The sequence below is a fragment of the Streptomyces sp. NPDC048514 genome (assembly GCF_043199955.1).
In the GTDB taxonomy this organism is placed as follows: Bacteria; Actinomycetota; Actinomycetes; order Streptomycetales; family Streptomycetaceae; genus Streptomyces.
The window spans coordinates 49,415-63,891 of record NZ_JBICWT010000004.1 but is presented as its reverse complement, the minus strand read 5'-3'; the positions used below and the strand labels follow the sequence as shown (position 1 = coordinate 63,891).

14 protein-coding genes are annotated in these 14,477 nt (G+C 73.7%); 9 read left to right on the top strand and 5 right to left on the bottom strand.

All coding sequences use genetic code 11. The features are described from left to right. Position 1: 1 nt before the first annotated feature. From ACGFT2_RS09115 to ACGFT2_RS09105, 3 genes are all read right to left on the bottom strand, one after another. A complete protein-coding gene (locus ACGFT2_RS09115; RefSeq protein WP_393275077.1) occupies positions 2-481 on the bottom strand; it encodes a succinate dehydrogenase hydrophobic membrane anchor subunit in 480 nt (159 codons plus the stop codon). 5 nt (positions 482-486) lie between these two features. Continuing rightward, positions 487-867, bottom strand: coding sequence for a succinate dehydrogenase, cytochrome b556 subunit (gene sdhC / locus ACGFT2_RS09110; protein WP_393275075.1), 381 nt, complete (start codon positions 865-867; stop codon positions 487-489). A gap of 189 nt (positions 868-1,056) precedes the next feature. Beyond that, positions 1,057-1,605 carry a 2-oxo-4-hydroxy-4-carboxy-5-ureidoimidazoline decarboxylase gene (locus ACGFT2_RS09105; RefSeq protein ID WP_393275073.1) on the bottom strand — a complete coding sequence of 183 codons (549 nt, stop codon included), beginning with the start codon at positions 1,603-1,605 and terminating at the stop codon, positions 1,057-1,059. A 154-nt stretch (positions 1,606-1,759) separates the two neighbouring features. Between ACGFT2_RS09105 and ACGFT2_RS09100 the strand changes: the two genes are divergently transcribed. The 7 genes from ACGFT2_RS09100 (at position 1,760) to ACGFT2_RS09070 (ending at position 9,254) form a co-directional block, all read left to right on the top strand. After that, positions 1,760-3,415 carry a glycoside hydrolase family 20 protein gene (locus ACGFT2_RS09100; RefSeq protein ID WP_393275071.1) on the top strand — a complete coding sequence of 552 codons (1,656 nt, stop codon included), beginning with the start codon at positions 1,760-1,762 and terminating at the stop codon, positions 3,413-3,415. 163 nt (positions 3,416-3,578) lie between these two features. Next, a complete protein-coding gene (locus ACGFT2_RS09095; protein WP_393275069.1) occupies positions 3,579-4,364 on the top strand; it encodes a DUF4328 domain-containing protein in 786 nt (261 codons plus the stop codon). 92 nt (positions 4,365-4,456) lie between these two features. Then, on the top strand, positions 4,457-5,032 hold the full coding sequence (locus tag ACGFT2_RS09090; protein ID WP_393275067.1) for a hypothetical protein: 576 nt from the start codon (positions 4,457-4,459) through the stop codon (positions 5,030-5,032). A gap of 243 nt (positions 5,033-5,275) precedes the next feature. Continuing rightward, complete coding sequence (locus ACGFT2_RS09085; RefSeq protein WP_393275064.1) at positions 5,276-5,662, top strand: hypothetical protein; 387 nt, start codon at positions 5,276-5,278, stop codon at positions 5,660-5,662. Between the two features lie 303 nt (positions 5,663-5,965). Beyond that, positions 5,966-6,652, top strand: coding sequence for an RNA polymerase sigma factor (locus tag ACGFT2_RS09080; protein WP_393275062.1), 687 nt, complete (start codon positions 5,966-5,968; stop codon positions 6,650-6,652). 743 nt (positions 6,653-7,395) lie between these two features. Continuing rightward, on the top strand, positions 7,396-8,058 hold the full coding sequence (locus tag ACGFT2_RS09075; RefSeq protein WP_393275060.1) for an RNA polymerase sigma factor: 663 nt from the start codon (positions 7,396-7,398) through the stop codon (positions 8,056-8,058). Next, positions 8,058-9,254: a hypothetical protein gene (locus ACGFT2_RS09070; RefSeq protein WP_393275058.1), complete on the top strand. Its 1,197-nt coding sequence runs from the start codon at positions 8,058-8,060 to the stop codon at positions 9,252-9,254. Before ACGFT2_RS09075 ends, ACGFT2_RS09070 begins: the two co-directional genes overlap by 1 nt. 283 nt (positions 9,255-9,537) lie before the next feature. Here ACGFT2_RS09070 and ACGFT2_RS09065 read toward each other — a convergent pair whose 3' ends face one another. Continuing rightward, positions 9,538-10,356: a L,D-transpeptidase family protein gene (locus ACGFT2_RS09065; RefSeq protein WP_393275056.1), complete on the bottom strand. Its 819-nt coding sequence runs from the start codon at positions 10,354-10,356 to the stop codon at positions 9,538-9,540. An 81-nt stretch (positions 10,357-10,437) separates the two neighbouring features. On the opposite strand from ACGFT2_RS09065, the gene ACGFT2_RS09060 reads away from it, so the two are divergent. Both ACGFT2_RS09060 and leuE read left to right on the top strand, forming a co-directional pair. Further along, on the top strand, positions 10,438-12,018 hold the full coding sequence (locus ACGFT2_RS09060; RefSeq protein ID WP_393275054.1) for a methylmalonyl-CoA mutase: 1,581 nt from the start codon (positions 10,438-10,440) through the stop codon (positions 12,016-12,018). Between the two features lie 399 nt (positions 12,019-12,417). Next, positions 12,418-13,068, top strand: a complete 651-nt coding sequence (gene leuE / locus ACGFT2_RS09055) for a leucine efflux protein LeuE (protein ID WP_393275052.1) — start codon at positions 12,418-12,420, stop codon at positions 13,066-13,068. On the opposite strand, the gene ACGFT2_RS09050 is transcribed toward leuE, so the two are convergent. Then, positions 13,065-14,459 (bottom strand): FAD-dependent monooxygenase, encoded by a 1,395-nt coding sequence (locus ACGFT2_RS09050; RefSeq protein WP_393275050.1) that lies wholly within the window; start codon positions 14,457-14,459, stop codon positions 13,065-13,067. The genes leuE and ACGFT2_RS09050 overlap by 4 nt on opposite strands. Positions 14,460-14,477 lie beyond the last annotated feature (18 nt).

The window sequence follows — 14,477 nt, the reverse complement described above, 5'->3', positions numbered from 1 at the left end:
CCTAGCGGATGTTCGGGTCGAAGGTGAAGATCACCAGCGTGCCCAGCAGGATGGTGAACACCGTGGCGGTGTAGAGCAGGCCCTTGAGCCACAGCCGGGAGTTCGCCCGCTCGGCGTAGTCGTTGATGACCGTACGCAGGCCGTTGGCACCGTGCAGCATCGCCAGCCACAGCATCAGAAGGTCCCAGACCTGCCAGAACGGGGACGCCCAGCGGCCGGCCACGAAGGCGAAGCCGATCTTGGAGACGCCGCCGTCCAGCACCAGCTGGATCAGCAGGTGGCCGATGACCAGGACGACCAGCACGATGCCGGACAGGCGCATGAACAGCCAGGCCGCCATCTCGAAGTTGCCCCGGGTCGACTTCGGGGACTTCTTGGTGCGCTTGCGCGGCGCCTCGATGAGCGGGGCGGGGTTGTCGACGGTGTACACGGGGGCGCCCTCGACGGGGCCGACTCCGGAGGCGATTTCAGTCGTGGACATGCGCGTCAGCTCCCGAACAGAACACGAGCGGCGTGGCCGAGGACGGGTTTGAGCGCCCCCGCCATCAGGGCGAGCCAGAGGACGCCGACGCACCAGAGCATCTGCTTCTGGTAGCGCGGGCCCTTCGACCAGAAGTCGACGGCGATGACGCGCAGGCCGTTGAGAGCGTGGAAGAGGACGGCGGCGACGAGGCCGTACTCCAGCAGCGCGACGATCGGTGTCTTGTACGTGGCTACGACCTTGTCGTAGTCCTCGGGGGAGACACGCACGAGAGCGGTGTCCAGGACATGGACGAACAGGAAGAAGAAGATGAGGACGCCGGTGACTCGATGAGCCACCCAGGACCACATTCCTTCCCGGCCGCGGTACAGCGTTCCAGCCGGCACGGAAGAACCCTCCGGGAGCGGGGACTAGGGCCGCGCCGGCTTCACTGTCGGTCGGGCCCGGCCGGGTACGGTCCACCGGCCCCCAGCATCGTAGCGAGGCGCTGCGCCGTGCCCGACGGGGGGCCTGACTGTGTGATCAAAGTGGCACCGGACGGGCTAGAGACGCGGCATTCGGGTAGGTATGCGGCGTCATTTACCCGCCGCGGGCGCGTTGTGGCCGGTCGCGCAGCTTCCCGCGGCCTTCAAGAGCTCCTCCAGCCGGCCCCTCGCGAGGCGCCGCAGCTCCTCCGCGGCCATGACCCGCTCCTCCTCGGGATCGTTCGCCAATCGTGATCGGATCGCTTCCAGGATGCGATCGAGGGCCTCGTCCGGGTGCACATCACCCAGAAAGATGACGAACGCGTGTCCGAATCTGGCCTCGTAGGCCGCGTTCGCCGCGCTCAGCGCCATGTGGGCCGCCGAGTAGGCGTCCTCGGGCAGCTCGGGCAGCGACTCCCCGGCCAGCGCCTCCGACAGGTCGGCCGGCGACAGGTCGTAGGCCGCCTCGTCCGCGGCGGCCAGGAGGGCGCCGAGGTCGGGGTAGGGGCGGTGCTCCGCGAGCCGGTGGGCCCAGCGCAGGCTGTGCAGGCAGTGCAGCAGAAGGGCACGGGCCTCGTCGGCCGGGGCGCCGTTGAAGGCGCCGAGGGGCGTGGGGAGATACGGAAGGCGGTGGGCGGGCAGCGTGGGTCCTCGCGTCACATGCGGTGTGGCAGGGGATGCTGTGAAAGGTGTGTCGTCAGGTTATCGAGAATGGTCACTGTGTGTCCGCACGATGCCCGAATTTCACCCGGACGGAAGAGTTTCGGGATGCCTGGGTGACGAATAAGGCGGCGATCGGTCGTACGTTGGCAGAGTGACCCAGCACAAGCGCCGGGGTACGGCGCAGCAGGTGATACGGAAGCGCGCGGTGGTGACCGCCGCGTTCGTCGGGACCGTCGCGCTCGGCACCGGCGTGGGCGTGTGGGCCTCGGCGAACGGCGACGACGCGAACGCGAAGGGCGGTACGCGGCAGTCCTCCGCCCGGGTCTCCGGTGCCGACGCCGGCAGAGAGGCCGCACCGTCGGCGAGTCCGTCGCCGAGCCGGTCCTATCCGCTGTCGCAGGCACCGCACACCATCCCCGCGGTCCGCTCCCACACCCCGGCGCGCGGCCCCGGCTGGAAGCCGCAGCGGGGCGAGCGGGTGGTGGTCGCCGACGCCGGCCTGGCCGACGAGGGGAAGCTGCTGGCCGGCGAGCTGGGGCTGGCCTACGCGGGGAAGAAGGACGACGTGCGCGCCGGTGACGTACGGCTCGCGCTCGGCGGCGGCGGGAACCCGGAGTCGTACACGATGACCGTCCGCGACGGGCGGGTCGACGTACGCGGGCCCGGCCAGGCCGGGGTCTTCTACGGCACCCGCACGCTGAAGCAGGAGGTCCACGGCGGCGGCACGGCTCCGGAGGGGGTCGTGCGGGACGAGCCCGCCAAACCGGTGCGCGGGTTCATGGTGGACATCGCGCGCAAGCCGTACAGCGAGGCCTGGATCGAGGACCGCGTCCGCGAGCTGGGCGACCTGAAGTACAACGAGCTGGGGCTGCACTTCTCCGACGACCAGGCCTTCCGGATCGAATCCGGCACCCACCCCGAGATCGTCTCCAAGGACCATCTGACCAAGGCGCAGGTCAAGAGGATCGTGGACCTGGCGAACAGCCGGCACATCACCGTCGTGCCCGAGATCGACTCGCCGGGCCACCTGGGCGCCGTCATCGCCGCCCACCCGGACCTGCAGCTGCGCAACGCGAACGGGGTGGCGACCCGGGGCGCCGTCGACATCTCGAAGCCGGCCGCCGCGAAGATCGTCGACGATCTGCTGAACGAGTACGCGGGCCTGTTCACCGGCGGCCAGTGGCATCTCGGCGGCGACGAGTACCAGGCGCTGACGGTGAAGGACCCGCAGGCGTCCTATCCGCAGCTGGCCGCGGCGGCACGGCGGGCCTACGGCTCCGGCGGCACCGTCGCCGACCTCACCACGGGCTGGCTGAACGACCGGGCCGGCACCGTCCGCGCCCACGACAAGACGATCCGGGCCTGGAACGACGGCTTCTTCCGGGGCACCTCCGTACAGCCCGCCAAGGACCTCCAGGTCGCCTACTGGACCGGCAAGGAGATCGGCGCCCGGGAGCCGGTGGAGTATCTGGGCGCGGGGCGGAAGATGATCAACTACAACGACGAGTTCCTGTACTACGTGCTCGGGCAGCCGCAGACCTTCGTGTATCCGACGGGGCAGCGGATCTACGAGCAGTGGAACCCGCGGGTGGTGCGCGGCACGACCGCCGTGCCGGCGCGCTACGACGGGCAGATCCTCGGCGGGACGTTCGCCGTGTGGGGCGACTTCCCGAACGCGCAGACGCAGGACCAGGTCGCCGCCGGGATCCGGATGCCGTTGCGGGCCACCGCGCAGAAGCTGTGGGACCCGGGCAAGCCCGCACTGACCTGGGCCGACTTCAAGCAGCTGGCGGACCGGCTGGGCTGAGGCACCCGCCGGGAACCGAGTGGACGACCGAGTGGACGGAGGCCGGTCCCGGAACGTAGGTTCCGCTGGTTCCCCACGCGCGCCGGGCTCAGGGGAGAGAGCCCGCGAGCCGCGTGGGTTCCCTCGTCCTTCCCGTTCCGTCCGTTCCCGGGGGATCCCCAGCATGATCTGCGTGCGCTGTCGCGACTTCACCGCGACGTCCGGCAGCACCCTGTGTCACCGGTGCGCCGACACGCCGCCGCCCGCACCGCCTCACGAGGCACCGCCGTACGCCGGGGCGCCCCACGGCGCCTGGCTGCGCTCACCGGCCGTACTCGGCCGGGCCACCGCCGCCCTGCTCGGGCTCGTCGTCGTGGCCGACCTGTTCGCCGTCCTCGCGGACCGCACGACGGAGGCCGTCGCGGGAGACCTCGCGGACGGCCTCGGCGGAGCGGACGTAGCGCACCGGATCGACCGTGCCGACATGCTCTACAGCGCCGCCGGTGTCGCCCAGACGATCACGATGCTGGCGACCATGGCCGTCTACCTGTGCTGGCTGTGGCGGGTGAGGGTGAACGCCGAGGTGTTCGACGCCTCCCGGCACAGCCTCAAGCGCGGCTGGGCGATCGCCGGCTGGTTCTGCCCGGTCGTGAACCTGTGGTTCCCCCGCCGGATCGTCCTGGACAGCTGGGACGCCAGCGCCCCCCGGGACGGATGGGCCGGGCACGTGGTGGTCAACGCCTGGTGGGCGACGTGGCTCGTCTCCCTCGTCGCCGGCCGGTTCGCGTCCTCCCGGTCCGAGCGGGCCGGGACGGCGGCCGACATGCGCGACGCGGCCCGGCTGATGCTCGTCGGCGATTCTCTCGACATCGCGGGCGCCGTGCTCTGCGCCGTGGTGGTCCTCAAACTGACCGCCATGCAGGGCCGCAAGGTGCTCGAGGGCCCGCCGCCGTCCCCGGTGCTTGGCTGAAACCCTTCGACAGTGACACTCCCGGGCCGTCGCACGCAGTAAGGGGAAGTGCGGGCTCCGTACCGGGCGGTGCCCTGGCGAGGGAGGCTTTCATGAGCCTGGTGGAACTGATCGCACAGGCCGACGAGCGCGGACTGGCGGCCAGCGGCTTGGCTTGTTTGGATCGGTGCCTGCCCCTGCTCGGCGGTGACGACGAACTGCTGCGCCCGCTGTGGGCGGCCCTAGCCGACAACTCCGACTGGGGCGGCGGCCTGGACAAGGCGCGCGCCGCGCTCGGTACCGCACCGGCCGCCGAGGACGAGGCCGCCCGGCTCACCCGCCGCATGCTGGACGCCGCCCCGACCGAGCGCACCGCGGGCACGGTGAGGCCCTGGGCCGACGCCTGCTCGGTCGCCTCCCTGCGTGTCCACCGGCTGCTCGACCCCGCCACCGGCAGCACGGACGAGGGCGGCCTCGACGCCGGGCGCGCGGGTGCCACGGAGGATCTCCGGCCGCTGGTCGCCGCCGAGCTGCGCCGGCAGATCGCCGTCCTGGAACTCCTCGCCGGCCACGGCGCGAACGGCCTGCGCCACGCCCTGGAGGTCTCGGTCGAGGGTCGCCGGGTACTGCGCGCGGTGGTCTCCCGCCGGGCCCGGGGCACGGCGGAGACCGCGGACGCCGGAGAGTAGGACTCCGAAGCCGGGGACCCCCGAGCGCGGGACTCCGCCGCGGAGGGCCCCGCGCGCCCGGACTCCCGCCGCCGGCAGACCCGGGGAAAGGGCGCTTCGGCGGCTCAAACCCCGTGGCCGGGCGGGTCCTGTGACTGTCGTGCGGTGGACATGGGGCGGTCCTGCGCCGGTTGGCGAAACGCGCCGGAATTCCGTGACGGATACCCCTCCCAGGCCGCTTTTCCCTATGTGACAGCCCAGTACGTGACAGCACAGCAGCAGATCAGGCCGCACGCCGCGGCGAAGCCCGTGCGGTGGGCGGCGGACGTGGTCGCGACCATGCGCGAGGGAGCGCGGATACGGCTCGACTACTCGGCGCAGAGCCTGTGGCGGGTGGACCGGATCATCGAGGAGATACGCCACGAGCGGCCGCCGTACGTCGCGGTGGAGACCGAACTGCGCGCCTTCGGCGCCTACGCCGGCGAGGTGATCGTGCGCCGGGCCGGCGCCGAGTGGTGGGCGACCGGCGGGGAGTACTGGGTGCGCACCCCGGACGGCCGGCTGTGGGACCCCATCGACGAGGCCCGGCGCTGCTTCGGCGGTCACGGGTCGCTGCGCCTGCTGTGCCGGGACGCGACAACCCCGGCCTGATCCGGTCCGGCGGGGGCGCGCCGGCGTAGGCGTACCGGAAACCGGCACAGGCGTACCGGAAACCGGTGCAGGCGTGCCGGAATCCGGCGCAGGCGTACCGGACGCCGGCGTGGACGTGGCGGACACCGGCCCGTGACGAGGGAACCGGCACGAGGACTGCCGTCGCGCGTGCCCAGGGCCGCTGTGACACTTCCGTGTGGCCCGGCGCTGATGACCGTGGAGGACGCGGACACGGCCGCAGCCAGGCGCACCCCGGGGGGCGCGCCACGCGGCGGCCCGAACTGGGCACGGACGAGGACGGTCTTGGACCAGGGAGGGGAACGCCGGCCGCGACCGCGGGACGCGGAGCTGGGCGCGGCCGTCGCGCGGGCCCAGGCCGGGGACGAGACCGCCTTCGCGGTGGCCTACCGGATCGTGCAGCCCGCGCTGCTCGGCTATCTGCGGGGTCTGGTCGGCGACGACGCCGAGGACGTGGCGTCCGAGGCCTGGCTGGAGATCGCCCGGGATCTCGGCCGGTTCAAGGGCGACGGCGCCGGATTCCGCGGCTGGACCGCGACCATCGCCCGGCACCGCGCTCTGGACCAGCTGCGCCGCCGGCGTACCCGGCCCCGGGCGGCCGCGCTCGACCAGGCCGCCCTGGACCTGCCCGGCCGGCACAGCACGCACGACCAGGCCCTGGAGTCCCTGTCCACCGAGCGGGCGCTGGAGCTGGTGCGGGCGCTGCCGCGGGACCAGGCCGAGGCCGTGCTGCTGCGGGTGGTCGTCGGCCTCGACGGGCCGGCCGCCGCACGCGTCCTCGGCAAGCGTCCCGGCGCGGTCCGCACGGCCGCCCACCGCGGGCTGCGCCGGCTGGCCCGGCAACTCGGCCTGCCGAACGCGGCGGACGGGGGCGCGGCGGACGCGGCGGACGGGGCGGACAGGGGTGTGCCGGGTGCGGCGGGCGCGGGTGTGACGGATGCGGAGCCCCGGGCGCTGGGGGAGCCGGAGTGAGCGGACAGGACCGTGGGACGAACGGCCCGGCGTACGGGACGAGGACGGGACCGGTGGCGGACATGATGCGACGGCACGGCACAGGCGGGCCGTCCGCCGTCCCCGGACGGCCTGGACTGCCCGAACCCGTCCCCGGACGGCCTGGACTGCCCGAACCCGTCCCCGGACGGCCTGGACTGCCCGAACCCGGGTCCGGACGGCCTGGACTGCCCGAACCCGTCCCCGGACGGCCTGGACTGCCCGAAATCGAGACGCGGTTCGGTGCGGCACTGCGTGCGGGCGGCGGCGCACCCGAACGGGAGCGGGAGGCCGAGCGGCGGGCCGTGGCCGCCTTCCGCGCCGCCCGTGCGGCGGGGGTGCACCGGGCGCGGACCCGGCCCCGTGACGACTGGGCCCCGAACGGCCGTGCGGACGGCTCTCGCTGACGGGAAACCCCACTGCGGCGGGCCCGCCGGGGCGGAACGCCGGCGCTCGCCGGCCGTACCGGTGAGGGCAACGGCCGGGGCCGCCACCCCCCACAGGAGAGGCCCCGGCCGTCGCGCGTACGGACCGTGCACGGCCCGTATCTTCCTCAGCGCCATGAGTGCGTTTTCTGTCACACCCCGCCACGCCCGAAGCTCACCCTGCGCACATTCGTACCTGGTCACGAGTTAGTTGCATCTTCTACAGACATGGACGGGTAGCGGTTTCACGCCGTAACGTGCCTTTCGCGCCGACCGAAGACAGGCGTTAAAGGGAGTGCGGTGCTGGGGGACGACGCGGAGCTGACCGCCGCAGTACGTGCAGCACAGAACGGTGACGAGACCGCCTTCCGTGCGGTGTACCGCGCGGTTCATCCACGCCTGCTCGGATACGTGCGCACGCTGGTCGGCGACCCCGACGCCGAGGACGTGGCGTCCGAGGCCTGGCTCCAGATCGCCCGCGACCTCGACCGGTTCAGCGGCGACGCCGACCGGTTCCGCGGCTGGGCCGCCCGGATCGCCCGCAATCGCGCCCTGGACCACATACGCATGCGCGGCCGCCGCCCCGCCATAGGCGGCGACGAGACGGAACTGGCCGCTCGGGCCGCCGAGTCCGACACGGCGGGTGAGGCCATCGAGGCCCTGGCCACCGGCAGCGCGCTCTCCCTCATCGCCCGGCTCCCGCAGGACCAGGCCGAAGCGGTCGTCCTGCGGGTGGTGATGGGGCTCGACGCCAAGACCGCCGCCGAGACGCTCGGCAAACGTGCCGGCGCGGTACGCACCGCCGCGCACCGGGGCCTGAAGCGGCTCGCGGAGCTGCTCGGCGACGATCCGGAATCGGCGGGCGGCCTCGACGGGCTGCCGCCCCAGCGAGAACCGCGTCGTCGCGCGGTGACGTCCGCAACTGTGACGCATACGCGTGCGCGGACGCAGAAGGACATGTGATGGCCGACGAGCGATACGAGTGGCTGAACCGGTCGACGGCAGAACGCCTGCTGCGCGGTGAGCCGCTGGAAGCCGTCGACGCCTCCGGCCGTGACCAGGCCGAACCTCTCTCCAGGGTGCTCGGTGCGCTGTCCGCGGAGGCGTCCCGCGCCCCAGGCGAACTCCCCGGTGAGCAGGCCGCCCTGGCCGCGTTCCGTAAGGTCCGTGAGGCGGCCGAGGCCGAGCGCGCCACCACGGCCCGCGCCGACGGCGCCCCGGGCCGGCGCGCGGGCGCGCCCGTCCACGACGGCGAGGTGGGCCTGGTGCGGATCGCCGGGCCGGCCCGTAGCGGAATCCCTGCCCGGCGCCCCCGCCGGGCCCGTCCGGTGCGCCTCGCCCTCGCGGCCGCCGTGGTCGCGGGCACGCTCGGCGGGGTCGCCGTCGCCGCCGGCAGCGGGGTGCTGCCCGCGCCGTTCGGTGACGAACACCCCGGGCCCGCCGCGTCCGTCACCGCCGGGACCTCCGCGCAGCCGCTCGACTCCGCCTCTCCGCCCGCCACGTACGGCGGCGGCCCCGGGGCGCCGAGCGGCTCGGGCGCGTCCACGTCCCGGGGCGACACCTCCGACGAGGCCGCCGGACCGGACGGGGGCAGGGGCCCGGGCGCCGACACCGGCTCGGGCGCGCCCTCCCGGAGCCCCGGCCCCGGCTCGCCGGCCGCCGCCAAGTCCTGCCGGGCCCTCAGGGACGGCACGGAACTGGACGCCGGCCGCAAGCGCGCCCTGGCGAACCTGGCGGGCGGCTCGGCGCGCGTCGACAAGTTCTGCAAGGTCGTCCTGGCCGTCGGGGGCCCCTTCTCCGGTCCCACGAACGGCGGCAAGGGCGACACGGGCAAGGACCGGGACAGGACCCACGGCAAGGGCAGGGACCGGGACAAGGGCCATGGCACGGGCAAGGGCCGGGGCGACGGCGGCGAGAAGGGCGACGACCGGGGCGGCGACGAGGACGCACACCCCGGCAGGGCCCGGAGCGAGCACGGGCGTCACGGCGGCAGGAACCGGCGTCACGGCGGCGGTGACCGGCGCCACGAGGCCCTGCCCGCTCCCTCCGCCTTCGCCCCGGCCGCCCGCCCCGGCCACCCCGCTCGGCACCCGGCGCCCCCCGCCACCCCGGCGACCTCACCGACCTCCGCGCCGAGTCCGGCACACACCGCGCCGTGAAGGGCACACACCGCGCCGTGAAGGGCGCAGAGCGCTTCTGAACTGCGGTTTCGTGAGCCTGGGGAAAAATTTCCGCGCCAGGTGTGACGTTTCTGGAGCCCACGGCGCAGTACTGAGTGAGCCGACTGGTCATCGGCCGTCGCACTGAGCCGGGGTTCCCCCCGTACCTACGGCTCGTGCACCCGGCGCGGGCGGGACACGTTCCCCCGGTCCCGCCCGCGCCCCAAGATCGACGTGCCGGAACAGGGCGTCGCGTCCCCCGCAGTACCCCGCGGCCCGGCCCTCACCAGTGGACGACGACCTTGTCGCCGATCCGGACCTGCGCGAACAGCCGGGCGATCTCCGTCTCGTCCCGGACGTTCACGCATCCGTGCGAGCCCCCCGCGTAACCGCGCGCCGCGAAGTCGTACGAGTAGTGCACCGCCTGGCCGCCGCTGAAGAACATCGCGTACGGCATCGGCGAGTGATAGAGGGTCGACACATGATGCCGTGACTTCCAGTAGATGTGGAACACACCCTCCCGGGTCGGGGTGTACTGGGTGCCGAAGCGCACGGAGACCGTCGACACGGTCCGCCCGTCCACCATCCAGCGCAGCGTCCGGGTGGTCTTGCTGATGCACAGCACCCGCCCGGACAGACAGCGGGGATCGGGCGCCCCGGCCGGCTGACCGCCCATCAGGTACAGCTCCCACTTCCCCGGCGGCCGGGTCATGGCCAGCAGCCGCTGCCAGGTCACGGCATCCGTCGCGCCGGTCCGCGGCAGCCCGCGCTTGCCCTGGAAGCCCTGCACGGCCCGCTCGGTCAGATCGTCGTACGACCCCGTCGGACCGTCGAACAGCCACTCCACCTGGCGCAGCCGCGCCTGCAGTTCGCGTACGCCGGGCCCGCTGTCACCGCGCGACCACAGGACGCGCGCCGCCGCCGCGCCGGGCGCGCCCGGGGCCGTACGGGTGGGTTCGGTGCCCCGGTCCGACGGCATGCGGATGCGCACCGGCAGGCCGTGCTTGCCGTCGGCCTCCGTGGGCTGCACCGTGCAGCCGCAGAGGGCCGCGAGAGCGGCGGCCGAGGCGAGTACGGCGGCGAGCGGGCCCGGGATCCTCATGCGGGGGATGTTTCCCCGCGTGACCGCCGCCGAACTACGGGGCATGGTGAGGGGGGAGCGAGACGTCCTGCGGAGGCATCCATGGCACGTGAGTCGGAGTCGGGTCTGCCGATCGAGCCGGTCTACGGGCCGGCGGAGCGGGCCGGCTGGGACCCGGCCGAGAAGCTGGGCGAGCCGGGCGCGTACCCGTTCACCCGCGGGGTGTATCCGACCATGTACACCGGCCGCCCCTGGACCATGCGCCAGTACGCGGGCTTCGGCACGGCCGCCGAGTCCAACGCCCGCTACCGGCAGCTGATCGCGCACGGCACCACCGGCCTGTCCGTCGCCTTCGACCTGCCCACCCAGATGGGTCACGACTCCGACGCGCCCCTCGCCCACGGCGAGGTGGGCAAGGTGGGCGTGGCGATCGACTCGATCGAGGACATGCGGGTGCTGTTCGGCGGTATCCCGCTCGGCGAGGTGTCGACGTCCATGACGATCAACGCCCCCGCGGCACTGCTGCTCCTGCTCCACCAACTGGTCGCGGAGGAGCAGGGGGTCCCGGCCGGGCGCCTGACCGGCACGATCCAGAACGACGTGCTGAAGGAGTACATCGCGCGGGGCACGTACATCTTCCCGCCCAAGCCCTCCCTGCGCCTGACCGCCGACATCTTCCGGTACTGCACCGCCGAGATCCCGAAGTGGAACACGATCTCGATCTCCGGCTATCACATGGCCGAGGCGGGCGCCTCCCCCGTCCAGGAGGTCGCCTTCACCCTCGCCGACGGCATCGAGTACGTCCTTACCGCGGTGGCGGCCGGCATGGACGTGGACGACTTCGCCCCGCGCCTGTCCTTCTTCTTCGTGGCGCGTACGACCCTGCTCGAGGAGGTCGCCAAGTTCCGCGCGGCGCGCCGGATCTGGGCACGGGTGATGCGGGAGGAGTTCGGCGCCCGCAACCCCAAGTCGCTGATGCTGCGCTTCCACACCCAGACGGCCGGCGTGCAACTGACGGCGCAGCAGCCGGAGGTGAACCTGGCCCGGGTCACCGTCCAGGCCCTGGCCGCGGTCCTCGGCGGCACCCAGTCCCTGCACACCAACTCCTTCGACGAGGCGATCGCCCTGCCGACCGACAAGAGCGCGCGGCTCGCGCTGCGGACCCAGCAGGTGCTGGCGCACGAGACGGACGTGCCGGCGACGGTGGACCCGTTCGCCGGCTCCTACGCGGTGGAGCGGATGACGGACGACGTGGAGGAGGCGGCCGTCGACCTCATGCGCAGGGTCGAGGACCTGGGCGGCGCGGCGGCGGCGATCGAACGGGGCTTCCAGAAGGCCGAGATCGAACGGAACGCGTACCGCATCGCGCGGGAGACCGACTCCGGTGAGCGGGTGGTGGTCGGCGTCAACCGCTTCCGGCTGGACGAGGAGGAACCGTACGCGCCGCTGCGCGTGGACCCGGCGATCGAGGCCCGGCAGGTGGAGCGGCTGGCCCTGCTGCGGGCCGAGCGGGACCAGAGGGCGGTGGACTCGGCTCTGGACGCGCTGCGGAAGGCGGCCGAGGGCCGGGACAACGTGCTGTATCCGATGAAGGAGGCGCTGCGGGGGCGGGCGACCGTGGGGGAGGTGTGCGGGGCGCTGCGGGAGGTCTGGGGAAGTTACGTACCGAGCGACGCGTTCTGATCCCACGGCCGGCCGATCCCGGCCCACCGGATGACGACGGTTCATCGACCCCGCCCGACTCCCGGCTGTCCGCCCGCCGGCCGACGTCCGCTCGCCGATCCCGGCCCACCGTCTGACGTCCGCCCGCCGAACCGGGGCCGACCGTGTGCCGCGCGCCTCCGGCCGCTTCCCGCCTCCGGCCCCCTGCCGCCGCTTCCCGCCTCCGGCCCCCTGCCGCCGCTTCCGGCCTCCGGCCCCCTGCCGCCGCTTCCGGCCTCCGGACCCTTGCCGCCGCTTCCCGCCTCCGGCCCCTTGCCGCCTCCGGTCGCTTCCCGCTCCGGCCGACGTCTGCCGGGGTGTGACGGCCGTCTGTTGGACGGGGCCGACTCGATGTCGTACCGCCGTGCGACACTCCCTCTCATGTTCGGCGTCATCGATCTCCCCACCTACCTGGCAGGCCTGGTCCTGATCGTCCTGCTGCCCGGTCCCAACTCGCTCTACGTCCTCTCCGTCGCCGCCCGCCGCGGAGTGCGGTCCGGCTACACCGCCGCCGCCGGTGTGTGGTGCGGGGACACCGTGCTGATGACCCTGTCGGCGGCCGGGGTCGCCTCCCTCCTGCAGGCCAACGCCGTGCTGTTCGGGATCGTGAAGTACGCCGGCGCCGGCTATCTGACCTGGCTGGCGATCGGGATGATGCGGGCGGCGTGGGCGATGTGGCGGACCCGGCGGGAACCTGCCGTGGCGGACGCCGGGCAGGCCGCGGAAGCCGAGGAACGGCCGTTCCGCCGGGCCCTCGTCGTCAGCCTGTTCAACCCCAAGGCGATCCTGTTCTTCGTCGCCTTCTTCGTGCAGTTCGTGGACCCGGGCTACGCCTACCCGGCCCTCTCCTTCGTCGTCCTCGGCGCCTTCGCCCAGCTGGCCAGCTTCCTGTACCTCAGCGCGCTGATCTTCGGCGGCACCCGGCTCGCCGCCGCCTTCCGCCGCCGCAGGCGGCTGTCGGCGACGGCCACCTCGGCGGCGGGCGCGCTGTTCCTCGGCTTCGCGGTGAAGCTGTCGCTGGCCGGCGCCTAGGCGCACGGCACGCGGCCTCGGCGCAGGCCGAACCGGGCCAGATACGCGTCCGCGCCGGCCGCCGTCCCGCCCGCCCAGCCGACGTAGCCGTCCGGGCGGATCAGGAAGACACCGGTGCCGTAGGACTCCGGGGCCGCCGGGAGCGCCCTGACGCCCGGTGCCGGTGCCGGCGCGCCCAGCAGCGTCCAGTGCGGCCCGCGGAACGTGTCGAAGAGCCGTACGCCGTCCACCGTGCCGTCGGGTGCCCGGCCGCCCGCCCGCACCCCCGCAGGGGCGGCGCGCGTCTCGGCGCTCAGGGACGAGTCCGGGTATCCCAGTCCGAGCTGCACCGTCGCCCCGCCCCGCCGCACCTCGCCGCGGTGGACCCCGGTCGTCAGGCCCAGCATGGCCGCGGCATTGGGACGCCGCTCCTCCTCGTAGGTGTCCAGCAGCGCCTCGGGGGCCCCGTCGCGCAGCACCGCGCCGAGCTTCCAGCCCAGGTTGTAGGCGTCCTGCACGCTGGTGTTCAGGCCCTGCCCGCCGGCCGGTGAGTGCAGGTGCGCCGCGTCCCCGGCGAGGAAGACGCGGCCGGAGCGGAAGCGGTCCGCCAGTGCGGCGCGCGGCCGGAAGCCCGAGGCCCAGCGCAGCTCGGTCACGTCGTCGGAGCCGAGGTGGGTGTAGCCGGCGACCAGCCGGCGGATGCCGTCCGGGGACAGGTCGGGCGCCGTGCCCTCCGGGAGGCGGGCCTGCAGCTGGAAGTCGTCGGTGCCGGCCAGCGGGCACAGAGCCACACCGCTGCCGTCGTCCTTCGGGAACGTGTGCCAGTGGTCCCGGTCGAGCCCGCGCACCCGTACGTCCGCCACCAGGAACGGCGCGGGGTCCACGGTCTCCCCGGCCATGCCGACGCCCAGCGTGCGCCGGACGGCCGACCGGCCGCCGTCGGCCGCCACGACGTAGCGCGCACGGGCGGCCGTGCCGTCGGCGAACCGTAGGGTCACGCCTTCCGCGTCCTGCTCCAGGCCCGTCACCTCGCGCCCGAAGGCGACCCGGCCCCCCAGCTCGGTCAGCCGCGCGTACAGGACCTCCTGGGTCCGCCACTGCGCGACCATCAGCGGCTCGGTGTACGGCGCACCCTCGTCCGCCGCCACCCTCTCGAACATCGGCTCCTCGCCGGCCCGCTCGCCGTCCTTCCAGATCATCCGTGCGGGGTAGGGGCCACCGGCCGCCCGGATCGCCTCGAGCACCCCGAGGTCGTCGAAGACCTCCTGGGTGCGGGGCTGGATCCCCTTGCCGCGCGAGCCGGGGAACAGCCCCCCGGTCCGCTCCACCACCAGCGCGTCCACTCCGCGCCGGGCGAGGTCGATGCCGAGGGTGAGACCCGTCGGGCCCGCGCCCACGATCAGGACATCCATCACGATTCCCCTTAACGT

Bases quoted from the DNA above. Each gene is read 5' to 3' on its own strand.
- ACGFT2_RS09115 (WP_393275077.1), bottom strand. From the start codon at position 481: ATGTCCACGACTGAAATCGCCTCCGGAGTCGGCCCCGTCGAGGGCGCC.
- ACGFT2_RS09095 (WP_393275069.1), top strand. From the start codon at position 3,579: ATGATCTGCGTGCGCTGTCGCGACTTCACCGCGACGTCCGGCAGCACC.
- ACGFT2_RS09090 (WP_393275067.1), top strand. From the start codon at position 4,457: ATGAGCCTGGTGGAACTGATCGCACAGGCCGACGAGCGCGGACTGGCG.
- ACGFT2_RS09070 (WP_393275058.1), top strand. From the start codon at position 8,058: ATGGCCGACGAGCGATACGAGTGGCTGAACCGGTCGACGGCAGAACGC.
- ACGFT2_RS09065 (WP_393275056.1), bottom strand. From the start codon at position 10,356: ATGAGGATCCCGGGCCCGCTCGCCGCCGTACTCGCCTCGGCCGCCGCT.
- ACGFT2_RS09060 (WP_393275054.1), top strand. From the start codon at position 10,438: ATGGCACGTGAGTCGGAGTCGGGTCTGCCGATCGAGCCGGTCTACGGG.
- leuE (WP_393275052.1), top strand. From the start codon at position 12,418: ATGTTCGGCGTCATCGATCTCCCCACCTACCTGGCAGGCCTGGTCCTG.
- ACGFT2_RS09050 (WP_393275050.1), bottom strand. From the start codon at position 14,459: ATGGATGTCCTGATCGTGGGCGCGGGCCCGACGGGTCTCACCCTCGGC.